The sequence below is a fragment of the Streptomyces sp. UG1 genome (genome assembly GCF_049974585.1).
Lineage (GTDB): Bacteria > Actinomycetota > Actinomycetes > Streptomycetales > Streptomycetaceae > Streptomyces.
Window position 1 is genome coordinate 240,607 of record NZ_JBNGGG010000006.1, and the last position, 12,940, is coordinate 253,546.

Annotated in this window: 17 protein-coding genes; 7 read left to right on the forward strand and 10 right to left on the reverse strand. The window is 69.5% G+C overall.

Features of this window, described 5'->3' with window-relative positions:
• Positions 1 to 8 precede the first annotated feature (8 nt).
• The gene (locus tag ACP4J3_RS09395; protein ID WP_426532343.1) at positions 9 to 602 is read right to left on the reverse strand and encodes an HhH-GPD-type base excision DNA repair protein; all 594 of its coding nucleotides are present in this window, start codon (positions 600 to 602) and stop codon (positions 9 to 11) included.
• A gap of 48 nt (positions 603 to 650) precedes the next feature.
• Positions 651 to 1,370: a siderophore-interacting protein gene (locus tag ACP4J3_RS09400; RefSeq protein ID WP_426532345.1), complete on the reverse strand. Its 720-nt coding sequence runs from the start codon at positions 1,368 to 1,370 to the stop codon at positions 651 to 653.
• Positions 1,371 to 1,453: 83 nt separating this feature from the next.
• Between ACP4J3_RS09400 and ACP4J3_RS09405 the strand changes: the two genes are divergently transcribed.
• From ACP4J3_RS09405 to ACP4J3_RS09420, 4 genes are all read left to right on the forward strand, one after another.
• Positions 1,454 to 3,607, forward strand: a complete 2,154-nt coding sequence (locus tag ACP4J3_RS09405) for a penicillin acylase family protein (RefSeq protein ID WP_426532347.1) — start codon at positions 1,454 to 1,456, stop codon at positions 3,605 to 3,607.
• Positions 3,600 to 4,217, forward strand: a complete 618-nt coding sequence (locus tag ACP4J3_RS09410) for a GNAT family N-acetyltransferase (RefSeq protein WP_426532349.1) — start codon at positions 3,600 to 3,602, stop codon at positions 4,215 to 4,217. Before ACP4J3_RS09405 ends, ACP4J3_RS09410 begins: the two co-directional genes overlap by 8 nt.
• A gap of 67 nt (positions 4,218 to 4,284) precedes the next feature.
• Positions 4,285 to 4,905 carry a DUF2975 domain-containing protein gene (locus tag ACP4J3_RS09415; protein ID WP_426532351.1) on the forward strand — a complete coding sequence of 207 codons (621 nt, stop codon included), beginning with the start codon at positions 4,285 to 4,287 and terminating at the stop codon, positions 4,903 to 4,905.
• A complete protein-coding gene (locus ACP4J3_RS09420) occupies positions 4,905 to 5,129 on the forward strand; it encodes a helix-turn-helix domain-containing protein (protein ID WP_426532353.1) in 225 nt (74 codons plus the stop codon). Before ACP4J3_RS09415 ends, ACP4J3_RS09420 begins: the two co-directional genes overlap by 1 nt.
• 21 nt (positions 5,130 to 5,150) lie before the next feature.
• On the opposite strand, the gene ACP4J3_RS09425 is transcribed toward ACP4J3_RS09420, so the two are convergent.
• The 8 genes from ACP4J3_RS09425 to ACP4J3_RS09460 all read right to left on the reverse strand — a co-directional run bounded on the left by ACP4J3_RS09425 (position 5,151) and on the right by ACP4J3_RS09460 (position 9,356).
• Positions 5,151 to 5,618 (reverse strand): hypothetical protein, encoded by a 468-nt coding sequence (locus ACP4J3_RS09425; protein WP_426532355.1) that lies wholly within the window; start codon positions 5,616 to 5,618, stop codon positions 5,151 to 5,153.
• A 98-nt stretch (positions 5,619 to 5,716) separates the two neighbouring features.
• Positions 5,717 to 5,941 carry a DUF397 domain-containing protein gene (locus ACP4J3_RS09430; RefSeq protein ID WP_426532357.1) on the reverse strand — a complete coding sequence of 75 codons (225 nt, stop codon included), beginning with the start codon at positions 5,939 to 5,941 and terminating at the stop codon, positions 5,717 to 5,719.
• A 541-nt stretch (positions 5,942 to 6,482) separates the two neighbouring features.
• On the reverse strand, positions 6,483 to 7,118 hold the full coding sequence (locus ACP4J3_RS09435) for a DUF5753 domain-containing protein (protein ID WP_426532359.1): 636 nt from the start codon (positions 7,116 to 7,118) through the stop codon (positions 6,483 to 6,485).
• Positions 7,015 to 7,338 (reverse strand): helix-turn-helix domain-containing protein, encoded by a 324-nt coding sequence (locus ACP4J3_RS09440; RefSeq protein ID WP_426532361.1) that lies wholly within the window; start codon positions 7,336 to 7,338, stop codon positions 7,015 to 7,017. Before ACP4J3_RS09440 ends, ACP4J3_RS09435 begins: the two co-directional genes overlap by 104 nt.
• Complete coding sequence (locus ACP4J3_RS09445; RefSeq protein ID WP_426532363.1) at positions 7,322 to 7,858, reverse strand: DUF6879 family protein; 537 nt, start codon at positions 7,856 to 7,858, stop codon at positions 7,322 to 7,324. The genes ACP4J3_RS09440 and ACP4J3_RS09445 overlap by 17 nt, the downstream gene beginning before the upstream one ends.
• Positions 7,839 to 7,976 (reverse strand): hypothetical protein, encoded by a 138-nt coding sequence (locus ACP4J3_RS09450; RefSeq protein WP_426532364.1) that lies wholly within the window; start codon positions 7,974 to 7,976, stop codon positions 7,839 to 7,841. The genes ACP4J3_RS09445 and ACP4J3_RS09450 overlap by 20 nt, the downstream gene beginning before the upstream one ends.
• A gap of 317 nt (positions 7,977 to 8,293) precedes the next feature.
• Complete coding sequence (locus tag ACP4J3_RS09455) at positions 8,294 to 8,494, reverse strand: DUF397 domain-containing protein (protein WP_426532366.1); 201 nt, start codon at positions 8,492 to 8,494, stop codon at positions 8,294 to 8,296.
• A 10-nt stretch (positions 8,495 to 8,504) separates the two neighbouring features.
• Positions 8,505 to 9,356, reverse strand: coding sequence for a helix-turn-helix domain-containing protein (locus ACP4J3_RS09460; protein ID WP_426532368.1), 852 nt, complete (start codon positions 9,354 to 9,356; stop codon positions 8,505 to 8,507).
• A gap of 233 nt (positions 9,357 to 9,589) precedes the next feature.
• On the opposite strand from ACP4J3_RS09460, the gene ACP4J3_RS09465 reads away from it, so the two are divergent.
• From ACP4J3_RS09465 to ACP4J3_RS09475, 3 genes are all read left to right on the forward strand, one after another.
• On the forward strand, positions 9,590 to 10,033 hold the full coding sequence (locus tag ACP4J3_RS09465) for an ATP-binding protein (protein ID WP_426532370.1): 444 nt from the start codon (positions 9,590 to 9,592) through the stop codon (positions 10,031 to 10,033).
• Between the two features lie 149 nt (positions 10,034 to 10,182).
• On the forward strand, positions 10,183 to 10,671 hold the full coding sequence (locus ACP4J3_RS09470) for a hypothetical protein (protein ID WP_426532372.1): 489 nt from the start codon (positions 10,183 to 10,185) through the stop codon (positions 10,669 to 10,671).
• Between the two features lie 232 nt (positions 10,672 to 10,903).
• Complete coding sequence (locus ACP4J3_RS09475) at positions 10,904 to 12,829, forward strand: copper resistance protein CopC (protein ID WP_426532374.1); 1,926 nt, start codon at positions 10,904 to 10,906, stop codon at positions 12,827 to 12,829.
• Positions 12,830 to 12,940: the final 111 nt, after the last annotated feature.

Genomic DNA, 12,940 nt, shown 5'->3' on the forward strand with positions numbered 1-12,940 from the left:
CCTACCCGCTACTTCCGCGCGGCCTTCGCCGCCTTCGCCGCCGCCTTCAGCTCCTGCTTGTGCGCACGCACCTTGGCCAGGGACTCCGGGCCCGTGATGTCGGCGACCGAGCGGAAGGAGCGCTGCTCGCCGTAGGCGCCCGCGGCCTCCTGCCAGCCCTCGGGGCGTACGCCGAGCTGCTTGCCGAGCAGGGCGAGGAAGATCTGGGCCTTCTGCTTGCCGAAGCCGGGCAGGTCCTCCAGGCGGCGCAGCAGCTCGCGGCCGTCGTCGACGCCCTTCCAGACCAGCTCGGCGTCACCGTCGTAGCGCTCGACGAGGTACTGGCAGAGCTGCTGGATCCGCTTGGCCATGGACCCGGGGTAGCGGTGCACGGCCGGCTTCTCGGAGAGCAGTGCCACGAAGGCGTCCGGGTCCAGGGCGGCGATGTCGTGCGCGTCCAGGTCGTCGGCGCCGAGCCGGTCCGCGATCGTGCGCGGCCCCTTGAACGCCCACTCCATCGGCACCTGCTGGTCCAGCAGCATGCCGACCAGCGCGGCGAGCGGGCTGCGGCCGAGGAGCGCGTCGGCCTCGGGGTCCTGGGCGAGGTGAAGGGTGACGTCCATGGCTCCGATCATGCCCCTTGGGCCCGAGCCCCGCAGCCCTGCGCCGGGTCAGGCGCGCCAGTAGCCCAGCGCGTTCACCCGCTGCTTCGGCAGGCCCAGCTCCTTGCGGACGTACGAGGTCAGGGCGCGGGTCGTCGCCGTGTCGCAGGCGATCCAGACGTACGGGTCGGGGGCGCCCTTGAGCAGGTCCGGCAGGGCGTCCTTCACTTGGGAGACGAGGTGCGCCCCGGCATCGCGCCTGGGCAGGGTCCGTACGTCGTGGCGGGACTCGGCGGTGCGGAAGGGCAGGCCGTCGCGCTCGCCCTCGAACCACACCGTCGCCGGGGCCGGGTCCAGGGCGGTCAGGAGGGAGTTGAGGGCGGGCAGCGAGGCCGGGTCGGCGATCGCGAACACGTGGGAGGGGGCGGGGGCGGGGTGCTCGAAGCCGGTGCCGTGGATCGTCGCCTCGATGGTGTCGCCGGGCTTCGCCGCCCGCGCCCAGTCGCTCGCGCACCCCTCGTGCAGGGCGAACTCCAGGCTGAAGGTGCCGGCCTCCGGGTCGGGGTCGACCAGGGTGTAGGCGCGCTGGTGGGGCTTGCCCGCGTTGTCGAACCAGAGGCGGACCCACATGGTGGGGTGGACGCCGGTCGCCGCCAGCATGCCGCCGTCGGTGAGGTGCACGCGGCGGTAGTGCTCGGTGACGTCCTCGGCGCCCGTCACCGTGAACACGAAGTCCTTCGCGCGCAGCAGCTTCAGGACCGCGCCCTCCCAGCCGTGCCCCTGCCCCATGGAGTCTTCACCTTTCGCGTACGATTCCCGCACCACCAGTAATAACTTAGGGAAGCCTAACCTAAAGCAAAGAAGGGACACAGGTGACCGGCGAGATCTTCCGCGATGCCTGGGGCATACCGCATCTCCGCGCGGACGGGGTGCGTGAACTCGCCCGCGTCCAGGGCCGTGTCACCGCCCTCGACCGGGCCTGGCAACTGGAGGTGGAGCGGCACCGGTCCCAGGGCACCTCCGCGTCCTTCCTCGGCGCCGACGCCCTGCCCTGGGACCGGTTCGTCAGACGTGCCCGCCTCGACGACACGGCCAGACGCTGCTTCGCCGAGCTGGAGAGACGGGACCCGGAGACGGCCGGGTGGATACGGGCGTACGTCGACGGGGTCAACGAGGGCCTGGGTGAGGGTGCTCAGCGCACGCCGGAATTCGCGAGGACCGGACTCACTCCCGGCCCTTGGGAGCCCTGGACCCCGTTCGGCGTCTGGCTCGGCATCCACATCCTGTTCGCGGGATTCCCGGCCAAGCTCTGGCGTGAGCAGGTCGTACGGCATCTCGGCGCCGACGCGGTCGGGCTGTTCGCCGCCGACGGGCCGGGCACCTCCGGCAGCAACGGCTGGCTGGTGAGCGGCGAGCGGACGGTCACCGGGCAGGCGGTCATCGCCGGCGACCCGCACCGCTTCATCGAAGAGCCCGGCGTCTACCAGCAGATCCACCTCTCCTGCCCCGAGTTCGACGTCGTCGGCCTCGCCGTCCCGGGCATCCCCGGCATCGCCCACTTCGGCCACACCGGCACGGTCGCCTGGGCCATCACCAACGCCATGGCCGACTACCAGGACCTGTACCGGGAGCGGCTGCGGCGCACCGGGGCGGGTGTGGAGGCGCTGGGCCCGGACGGGGTCTGGCGGCGGGCCGTACGGCACACCGAGGTGGTGGAGATCGCGGGGGAGGAGCCGGTCGAGGTCGAGGTGATCGAGACGGAGCGGGGGCCGGTGATCATCGGGGGGCCGGAGGGGCTGCCCGATGGCGTCGCCGATCTGCACGTTCCGCATGTTCCGAATGTCCCGCATGTTCCGCAGGAAGGTTCCTTCGAGGAGCTCCCCCTTGCCGTGGCCCTCCGCTACCCGCCCCGCGTCACCGCCGACCTCGGCTTCAGTGCCCTCCTGCCCCTCCTGCGCGCCCGCAGCGTGGCCGACGTCGACCGTGCCGTGGAGCTCTGGGCCGAGCCCGTCAACGTCGTCCAGGCCGCCGACACCGAGGGCGGCCTGCTGCACCGGGTCGCAGGAAAGGTGCCGGTGCGCTCCGCGGCCAACGGCATCCGGCCGGTGCCCGCCTGGGAGCCGGGCCACGACTGGCGCGGCTGGCACGAGACGCCCCGCGGCGGGCTCACCGACGGCGTGGCCGCCATGGCCAACCAGCGCGGTGTCGCCGCCCCGCTCGGCGTCGAGTTCGCCCCGCCGCATCGCGCCGACCGCATCACGGCCCTGCTGGCGGAGAAGGCCCACTGGTCGGCCGCCGACATGCCGGCGATCCACATGGACACCCACCTGGCCTCCGCGGCCCCCCTCCTGGACCTGCTGCGCTCCCTGGACACCCGCACCCCCGAGGCGGCCCGCGTCCGCCGGACCCTCCTGGACTGGGACCGCCGTATGGACGCGGACAGCGAGGCCGCCGCCGTGTACTCGGCGGTGCGCGGCGCGGTCGTACGCCGACTCGCGGCGCACCCGGCCTTCGCCGCGCTGTCCGCCCCGCCCGCCTACCCCGAGGTCCTGCTCCCCTGGCTGGCCCTGCTCCCGCGCATCGGCTTCGCCCTGGAACACCTGCTGCGCGCCGAGGAGTTGTACGGCATCGACCGCGCCGGGACGGTGCGCGCGGCGGTCGAGGAGGTGGCCGCCGAGCGGTCCGCCGGGCCACGGCACGGCACCTGGGGCGACACCCACCGCCTCGCTCCCTGGCGGGCGCTGGCCGGCACGGCGTACGACGAACCCGGCCTCTCCGGCGACCACGACTGCGTGCTGTCCACCTCGGCCGTCCCGGGCCTGACCGACCTGAGTGCGCGCGGCCCCTCCGCCCGCTACGTCTGGGACCTGGCGGACCGCGAGGCCAGCCTCTGGGTGGTCCCGCTGGGCGCCTCCGGCATCCCCGGCTCACCTCACCACCGCGACCAGCTCCCCCTGTGGCTCGGGGGAGAACTGGCCCCGGTCGTCACCGATTTCACCGAGCTGGAGAAGGAATCCGATGTCTGAGCAGCCCGCCCCGGTCCCGGCCACCACGGTCCGCGAACCCGTCCACGAGGAGGTCGTCGACGGCTTCGGCACGGTCCGGATCCGCGCCCTCGACCCGCGGGCCGACGCCGAGGTCGTTCACGGCTGGGTCAGCCAGGAACGGGCCTTGTTCTGGGGCATGAACGGCCTGACGCGGGACCAGGTGTCCGAGATCTACGCCCACATGGCCACCCTCGACACCCACCATGCCTTCCTGGTCCTGCGGGACGCCGACCCGGTCGCGCTCCTCCAGACGTACGAGCCGGAGGCGGACCGCGTCAGCGAGGTCTACGACGTCCTCCCCGGCGACATCGGCGTCCACCTGCTGCTGGCCCCCGCCGGCCCCGGGGGCGGGCGGCGCGGCTGGACCTCGGCGCTGGTGACGGTCGTCACGTCGTACGTCTTTCGGACCCTGGGCCGCCGACGCGTGGTCGTCGACCCGGACGTGCGCAACGAGAAGGCCATAGCCCGCTTCCTCAGGCAGGGCTTTAGGGCCGGGCCGGTGGTCGTACTGCCGGAGGTGGACCTGCCGGACGTGCACGTTCCGGAGAAGAAGGCCCAACTCGCGTTCCTTGAACGGGAGGGGGCTTGACCGACACTTATCGCTTATCGATAGTATCGATAAGCGATAAGTGTGCTGCGAATGGCAGGGGGGACCCGTGGGTACGAAGTCCTGGTGGAGCCGGACCGACAACCGGCTGCTGGAGGCCGCTCTGGGCCTGGCTGCTCTGCTGGTCGGCGTCTTCGGGGTGCTGATCCCGGCCCTCGGCGTGGCCGGCCTCATCGATCCGATGGACACCCGTGAGGTCGAGGCCGAGACCACGACCCGGGTACCGGGCAGCGTCACGGGCGCGGTGGCAGGCCACGGCATGACCCTCGTCGGCACCCACCAGGCCGGCCTCGTCTTCGCCGAGCCCGCCGTGGGGCAGCGCCTGTTGCTCGCCCTGCCGGAGATCATCGGAAGCCTGCTTCTGCTCCTCATCCTGGCCCTCCTGCTTCAGATGGCCAGGACCCTGCGCGGCGGCGATGTCTTCGTACCTATGAACGCCCGGCGCCTGAGCGTCATCGGGCTCACGGTGCTGGTGCAGGCCGTCCTCTCTCCGGTGTTGTCGGCGCTCACCACGGAGGCACTGGTGAGCGGCACCCCCACGGCCGACCAGATCCCCTTCTCGGCCACCTTCACCGGCGAGTACGTCCTGCTCGCCTTCCTCATCCTGGCCCTGGGTGAGGTCTTCCGGCGCGGTACGAAGCTGCGCGCCGACACCGAGGGGCTGGTCTGATGCCACCGGAGGAGGAACACCGGGTTCAAGTCCACCTGGACCGGCTGCTGGCCGAGCGCGGCATGACCCTGTCCGAACTGGCAGCCAGGGTCGGGGTGACGGTGGTCAACCTCTCCGTTCTGAAGAACGACCGGGCGAAGGCGATCCGCTTCTCCACCCTCACCGCGATCTGCCGCGAACTGAACTGCCAGCCCGGCGACCTGCTCAGCATCCGCGAGGACTGACCTCGGGCCACTGGCGCGGCGTCACCCGAGGGGACACGACAGGGTGGGCATCGAGCGGTTCGGGGAGCAGGTCACCACAGCCAGTGACAGGTACGCGGGGCGTTCGAGGTAGAAGCCGTGCGACACGTCGGCCCCAGTAGAGAGTCGTTCAGAGGCATGGTCGACCAGACTGGTCAGCCGGGCGGCGTCACGGTCGTACGCGCAGGTGAACCGGTGCGCGTACTCGGCCAGCCTCTCCCCGAGCCAGACGGCTGCTTCCTTCGCCTCGTCCCACGTGCCGCGCACCAGTGAACGCGGCTTGATGAGCCAGTACGCGGTTTCCAGCGGTGGCAGATCAACGGTCGGGAACTCCGTTGCCACTTCCCGGTAGCGCTGGATCAGTTCCGGCCTGCTTCCGGTCGGGGGCGGCGCAGGGTGCGGGGGCCGCCGTAGGGCCTCCTGATCGAAGCGCTCTTTCGCCCCGGTCCACAAATAGCCGTGATGGTGCACGAGTCGTTCCCGTTCGGGGTGTGGGGAGGTGAAGGGAAGGCCGGTCGGCCCCACTCCTTGGGGATGGCAGGGGTGGGGCCGACCGGAGGGGGGAGGGGTCAGACGGGCACGCCGAACCGGGCCGGGTTGATGCCGGCCGCGTCCAGTTCCGCCGTTGTGAAGCGCAGCGGCTGTGCGTCAGGCCGCTTGCTGTCACCGAGGGCCCAGGCGTCGTCGCCGATCCGGGCCAGGGTCACGCACCCCTCGGTGCAAGGTCCGCCGCACGCCTTCACGAACGAGGCCCCGCTGATGTCGAGCGCGTACAGGTCACTTCCGTCCAGCATCACTGCACCTTCCTGCTCAACTGATCGCGGCCGTGGCTGACCGCCGCCGCCCATGGCGGCCGGGAGTTCATGGGAGGAGAGGCGGAAGCCTCAGCGACCGGAGCCCATACCGCGCCCAGTGCAGCGTCGGCACTGACATGGAGGCCATTCGGCCGCGATCAGGGGCGGAAGGTGATCCGTCGTGAACGCGGTCCGCTCAGGCCCCCACGTCCGCCCGGAGTCACGAGAGACGCGCATAGTCAGCAGGGGACGGTCGGTGAAAAGCCCGGGATCCTTTGCATCGCTCACGGCGCGTGTGCCTCTGCGTTGTGCTGGCGCATTCGTACGTTGGCGTCGGATACGGCGCTGTAGTCTTGCCTGGAACGCGCGTTCTCTCTGGCTACCGAATAGCTCAAGCATGTAGAACAGCTTGGAATTGCCGATGGCTCGCGTGGCTGCTCTGTCGGGTAATCCAAGTTCGTGGAAGAGGTTCGGGGAATTGAATCGCGCTGTTCGCTCTCCATGGATTTATCATCGCGCCTCAAGCGGAGCTTGTGGAGCGCTAGTTACGTTGCCGCATAAACCCGTTTGCGACTTCATCCAGGAAGGCGGAAGCGTCATCCCCGGTGAGTGCGTTCGACCAGAACAGATTGAACAGGTTCAGATGCTGATCTATGTCTCTGGGGTCGCGCAACACGACTTCTCCGGAGAACAGTTCGACGGTCACAAGGCGCTCGTCGTAGACTACAAAGATATTCATAGGGGTGCCGGGCGCGCGTACACCCTGCGGGACTATGCCGATTTCGACGTTCGGTTTCCCGTTGACCTCCGCCATGTGCGTACACTGCGCAGCCATGGCCCCGGTACTCGCACGCTGCCATCTGACAGCCTGCTCGGTCATAAGGAACCAGAAAGAGCGTGACCTGTCGTCCAAGATGGCCTGTCGGTCCATGCGGGCCTGAACCGCCCGTGCCACATCCCTGGACGGGTCGCCGGCCAGGGTGGGGGACAGCGTCTCGATGGCGTACTCGCGGACATGCAAGAGCCCGGTGGGAATCGCTGGAAGAAAGTGCCGCATCATGTGCGAGGAAGACTCAAGGGCCTTCAGCTCGGCCTGCTTGTGGTGAAGGCCAACGCGTGCGTAGGCACGCCAAGACGCATAGTCGACGTTGGCGCCGCGCCAGGCTGAGAAGCTCATCGGCAACTTCGTCAGGGACCGCAAGTGCCTTGAGGATGCGCTCAACGTCAATGACCGACGGGAGTGTCCTGCCGGTTTCAATGCGGCTGATCTTCGTCTGGCTCATGTTGCAGCGGAGTGCCAGACGTTCACCGCTGAGTCCGGAAGCGTGGCGGAGACTCCGTAGAGTCTCCGCCAGGTCCTTCCGGTCCCGTCCTTGCGATTCAGGTTCGATAGGCACTGAACGGTACGGCTCTTTCCAGAGCGAGATCCCGCCAGGCGAGATACTTTTCGATTTCCGGGTCCTTGATCAACTCTCGATTGATCTGCGTTCCGTCGGGGCGGTAGTTGAGGTGCACGACAGTCGTCTCGTCGAACATCCAGAAGTCCTGTTCCGGCAGTCCGGGATTTGGCCTTTCGGTCACATCGACGATTTGGTAGTCCTCCCCGGCTGCGACATTTCCGGGGATGGCCCACGCGAACAGATAGCGGCTGTACGGCGTGAGCGGCCGATGAACGATCTTGGCGCGGGTCATTGTCCGTCCCGCCGTCGCGTGATCCCGGATGGTCTGGTGCCAGGACCCATTGAAGTCCTCTGGAATCGGCTCTCCGGCCAGGAAAGCGCGGAAGGTCTCAGCCTCGCCGGGCATCGTGTACGTCTGGTGCACTTCGAGCCGGAACGCGGAGCGCTTGAAGTTGCGGAAGTACGCCTTCCATTCGTCGCCGTCCAAGTACACGGGTTCAGAGCCAACCTCGGGCACGTGCCGCCTCCTTCAGGATGTCCTCCGGGATCAGTACGACCGATTCGCCGTCCGGCGTCGGGTGGGCCATGTCGTAGCCCTGGACGGCCAGCACGCCGGGCTCCGGCGTGGCGTACACGGTCGGACAGTCCCCATTCCCGCACTTGTCATCTTCGCCGCTCCGGCACGGCCCACCAGCGATGACCCTCAGTCCGTCCACTGAGACCCCTTCCAGTCATGAGCAAGTTACGGACCGTTGTACCCGAGCTACAAGGGCGGCCCTCCGTCTAGTCACGAAGTCGCATAGAGCGGTGGGCGTGAGTCACGGGGAGATGCCCTCTGAGATGGGCTGACTGATGTCTGGTCACGTGACCAATGCATGACCAAGAGGGGCCACGAAGGGGGTGCAGCTATGAGGGGGGACAGGCCAGGAACGTGCGGGAACTTGCATGCGGATTACCGGGGCTTTCGTTCTCGGCGCCCTTCCTTCGCCGCGTACGACACGAAGTCCGCCCAGGTGGTGAGCTGGAGGGTGAGGCGGGGGCCCGTGGAGTTCTTGGAGTCGCGGATGCGGATGGTGGTGGAGGTCGTGGCTATCTCGACGCAGGCGGAACCTTGTTCGCTGTAGGTCGACTTCTGCCAGGTCGGTTCGGTCACGGTTCGTCTCTCAGGTTTCTTGGGCGATGCGGTGGACGAGGTCGAGAGAGGGGGCGGGTTTCAGGGCGACGGCCTCCATACGGTCCAGGACGAGCCGGTACAACTCCAATCGTCCAGCAGCATCGACGAGTTCGCTGCCGTGTGCGGTGTCCACCTCGACAGTGTCGAGGGTGGGCACCGGGCCGTGGAAGTAGTCGATGGCGTGGCCGGTCGTGGGGAATGAGGTGCCGTCGAAGGGGATCACGCGCAGGCTGACGGCGGGGTGCTCACTCATCTCGGTGAGGTGGTGCAACTGGGTCCTGGCCACTTCGCGACCGCCGAACTGCATGCGCAGGGCGGCCTCGTGGACGATCGCTGTGTACGGCGGAGGCTGCTCACGGTAGAGGATGGCCTGACGCTTGATGCGGTGAGAGACGCGGTATTCGATCTCGTGCGGGCGCAGGGCCGGAACCGCTTCGCGGAACAGTGCGCGGGCATGTTCCGGTGTCTGGAGCAGGCCGGGGATGTTGATGACCTGGGTCACGCGCAGGGCCGTGGCGTGGTGTTCCAGCTCGGCCAGGTCGAGGAGACGGGCCGGCAGGGTGTCGCGGTACTCCTCCCACCAGCCACGCGTACGGTCCGCTGCCATGGCGGCGAGGGCATCGACCAGGGGCCGGTCCGTGCAGCCGTAGATCCGGGCGAGCGTGTGCACGCGGTCCGCGCTGATGCCGAAGCGGTTTGCCTCGATGTTGCTGATCTGGGCCTGGGTCGTACCCAGGGACCTGGCGGCCTCGGCGGCGGTCATGCCGGCGCGATCCCGTAGCCGACGCAGTTCCACGCCGATGCGGAGGCGGCGGGCCGTGGGGAAGGGCCTCGGTGCCATGCCCTCACTCCGTTTCGTACACCTGACGTAGTGGTCGCCCATACGAAGGGGGTTACTGAAGGCTTTGCAGAATGGAGCAAAACCTTCAGTAATTGGGCCTACGGTGGAACCCAAGCCGCTCAACTCCCCCGGCCGACAAGCCGGAAGCGCACCGCGCCCCCTGCCCACGCGGCACTGCCACCGCCCGACCGGGATGTCGAGCCAACCAAGTCCCTCCACCGTAGGAGTCGTTCATGCGCACCGTATCCCTGTCGGACACCTGGGCGTACGCCCTCCGTCTGCCCCACGACCCCCGCGCCGCACGCGTCGCACGTATGACCGTACGGTCCGTGCTGGACAGCCACGACAGGCATGAAGTCCGCGACGCTGTCGAGCTGTTGACCTCCGAACTGGTCACCAACACCTACCGGCACACGAGCGGCCCCGCATCACTCCGCCTGACCGCCCTCGCCGACGGGCGTCTGCGCGTAGGGGTCTGGGACACTCACCCCTGCATTCCCGCACCCTTCGGGCGTCCGCCCCACGACCACGTCCCGCTTGCCCTGCCGGACGCGGACGGTGGTCGCGGCCTGCGCCTCGTACAGGAATACGCCGACTTCTGGGGCGGTGTGTCCCTGGGCGACGGCGTCTTGGACCGTCGCGCCGGAAAGCTGCTCTGGTTCGAGACGGGCAGGTGAGCGAGCCCTGGCGGCGATACGGGAGGGCTCCCGACGTGTCGGGCCTAGCTTGGAGCATGGACAAGGACGAGAGGGCCCGCAAGGAGCCGACGAAGCCGGAAGAGTCTGGGCTTCGGCAGGCTTTGGGGTGTGTTGTTCTCCTGTGCGTCATGCTGGTTGTCCCGGTGGCGTTGGGCGGAGTGATCTTCCAGATGCTGGCCACGACGAACGTCAAACTCGTCCACACGGCAGGCCCCGCCCCGGACACCGAGTACAGCTACCGTCACGTGGGCGCCGGTCTCACCGACAACGAGCGCTACACCTTCACCTGGCGGGTGCGCGACAGCCTCGAGAGCACCCTGAGCGTCCGGCGCCGGTTCTCCGTGCCCCACTTCCGTCACATCGACGACGTGTCGGGCGCGCTGATCGCGTACGCCCCGGCGGGCTGCGAGGACCGTGCGATCCGGTGGCGGATCACCGTCAACGGGCGGGAGGCCGGTGCCGGTACTTTCCAGGGGGATCGGGTGTACCTGATCCCCACCGAGTACTCCACGGACGAGGACCTGGACACCGTCGTGGTCGGCGCCGACTGGGACGGCGGTACCGAGAGGTGCCCCCGCTTCCGGCTGGTGTGGGACACCAAGGCTCTGGAGCCGTAGTCCGCCAACCGTCGGTGGTGGCTGACAGGAAGAGGCTGATCGGGCATGCCGGGGCGGTGCTGCTGTTCTGTGGGTCTGGGGCGGAGCCCCCGGCCGTGAGCGCGGCGGCCTTCCCGTCCGTACCTACCCCCGAGGCCTCAAGTCCGACGACGGAGATGTGACACACGTGGGGTGCGATGACCGACGACGACCGGCGCGCCGGGTTAACGACCGGCGACGACTTCAACGGCTGGTGCTGCTGGGCCCCCTGCTGGTCCTGTTCCTCCTCGGCGGCACGGGACCGGCGTCCGCCCATGCCACCCTCCGTGCCGCCGACCCCGAGGACGGAGCCGTCCTCAAGTCGGCGCCCCGTGACATCACCCTGACCTTCTCGGAGTCCGTCGCTCTGCTCGACGACTCCTTCCGCATCCTTGATCCGGACGGGCGCCGGCTTCGCACGGGCGAACCGGAGCACGCCCCGGACGGCAGCGACACCGCCCGGGTGACGTTGCCCGCGAAGCTGGACCAGGGGACGTACACCGTCGCCTGGCGGGTGGTGTCGGCCGACAGCCACCCGGTCTCCGGTGCCTTCACCTTCTCCGTCGGCAAACCCTCCCTCACCAAGGCGACCGTCGACACCGGCCCCACCGAGGACCCGGCGACCAAGAGCCTCTACAACCTCGCCCGCTATCTGGCCTACCTCGCCGTCGCCCTGCTCATCGGCACGGCGACGTTCATGGCGGTCTGCCGTCCGCCCGACGCCCCCTTCCTGCACAGGCTGCTGAGGACGTCCTGGTGGACCCTGGTGGGGGCCACTCTCGCGCTGCTGGTGCTGCGCGCCCCGTACGAGACCGGCGAAGGTCCGCTGGGGGCCCTGAGCGCCGACTCCCTCCCCCGCACGCTGGGCAGCCGGACGGGGCTGGTGCTGGTGGCCCGGCTGGGCCTGCTGGCGGTGGCCGCCGGGTATCTCGTACGGCTGGTCAGGAGCCGCAGGCCCCTCGGGTGGGCGGGCGCCGCCCTCGCCGTCGGCCTCGCGGTGACCTGGGCCGCCGGTGAGCACGCCTCCGCCGGTATCCAGGTGCCGGTCGCGATGCTGTCCTCGGCGCTGCACCTGCTGGCCACGGCGGTCTGGCTGGGCGGCCTCACGGCCCTGCTCGGCACGCTGTACCGCGCCCACCTGACACCGGCCGCGGTCACCCGCTTCTCGCGCCTCGCCTTCGCATCGGTGACCGTCCTGGTCGTCACCGGCGTCTACCAGTCCTGGCGCGGCCTCGACTCCTGGGACGCGCTCACCGGCACGACGTACGGCAGGCTCCTGACCCTCAAGCTGGCCGCGGTCGTGCTGCTCCTCGCGGCGGCGGCCCTCTCCCGGCGCTGGACGGCCCGGCTGGCCACGGCCGACGTGGCGGCGGAGGCGGAGGGCGCGCCGGCGAAGGGCACGGAGGCGGAAGTCGCGGAGACGGAAATCGCGGAGGCGGCGGGCGCGGTGGCGAAGGTGGAGGCGGAAGCGGTCGTACGGGAGAAGGTGTCGCAGGCGGTCGGCGGGTCGCCGCCGCTGCCCGAGCCGCCGGAGACGGTCGGAGGGCCGCCACCGCCCAAGTCGCCGCAGGCCGACGTACCGCCACCGCCCAAGTCGCCGCAGGCCGACGTACCGCCACCGCCCAAGTCGCCGCAGGCCGACGTACCGCCGCCCACCGATCCGCACCGCCGCGCCCTGCGCCGCTCCGTCCTGGCCGAGGTCGCCGTCGGCGCGGCGGTCCTGGCGATCACCACGCTGCTCACCAGCACGCTCCCCGGCCGGGCGGAAGCCGAGGCGGCGGCCGGGACGCCCGCGGTCGTCGGCGCCTCCGTCACCAACGTGCCCTTCGACGTCGGCACCCCCGGCGGCCAGGGCAAGGTGCAGATCACCATCGATCCTGGACGGGTCGGCGACAACTCGATCGAGGCCCTCGTCTACGGGCCCGACGGCGGTGTGTCGATCGTCCCGGAGCTGCGGATCTCCTTCACGCTTCCGGCCAAGGACATCGGCCCCATCGACGCCGAGCTCACCGACAAGGGCGGCTACTGGGGCAACGGCTTCCTCAATCTGCCCATCGCCGGCAAGTGGGAGATGAAGGTGACCGTGCGGACGTCGGAGGTCGATCAGGTGAGCGAGACCAGGACCGTGGTCGTGCGATAGCAGGTCAGGCGACTGTGCGCGTCGCGGCCGGGGCCCGGCAGCGCCGTGAACGTTCCCGGATTCGATCATCAACGCGGTGACCATGGGGTTCGAGATATCGGTCACGTTTCC

Coding starts and splice junctions, on each gene's coding strand:
- ACP4J3_RS09395 (WP_426532343.1), bottom strand. CDS start 602: ATGGACGTCACCCTTCACCTCGCCCAGGACCCCGAGGCCGACGCGCTC.
- ACP4J3_RS09400 (WP_426532345.1), bottom strand. CDS start 1,370: ATGGGGCAGGGGCACGGCTGGGAGGGCGCGGTCCTGAAGCTGCTGCGC.
- ACP4J3_RS09410 (WP_426532349.1), top strand. CDS start 3,600: ATGTCTGAGCAGCCCGCCCCGGTCCCGGCCACCACGGTCCGCGAACCC.
- ACP4J3_RS09420 (WP_426532353.1), top strand. CDS start 4,905: ATGCCACCGGAGGAGGAACACCGGGTTCAAGTCCACCTGGACCGGCTG.
- ACP4J3_RS09430 (WP_426532357.1), bottom strand. CDS start 5,941: ATGCTGGACGGAAGTGACCTGTACGCGCTCGACATCAGCGGGGCCTCG.
- ACP4J3_RS09435 (WP_426532359.1), bottom strand. CDS start 7,118: ATGAGCTTCTCAGCCTGGCGCGGCGCCAACGTCGACTATGCGTCTTGG.
- ACP4J3_RS09460 (WP_426532368.1), bottom strand. CDS start 9,356: ATGGCACCGAGGCCCTTCCCCACGGCCCGCCGCCTCCGCATCGGCGTG.
- ACP4J3_RS09465 (WP_426532370.1), top strand. CDS start 9,590: ATGCGCACCGTATCCCTGTCGGACACCTGGGCGTACGCCCTCCGTCTG.
- ACP4J3_RS09470 (WP_426532372.1), top strand. CDS start 10,183: ATGCTGGTTGTCCCGGTGGCGTTGGGCGGAGTGATCTTCCAGATGCTG.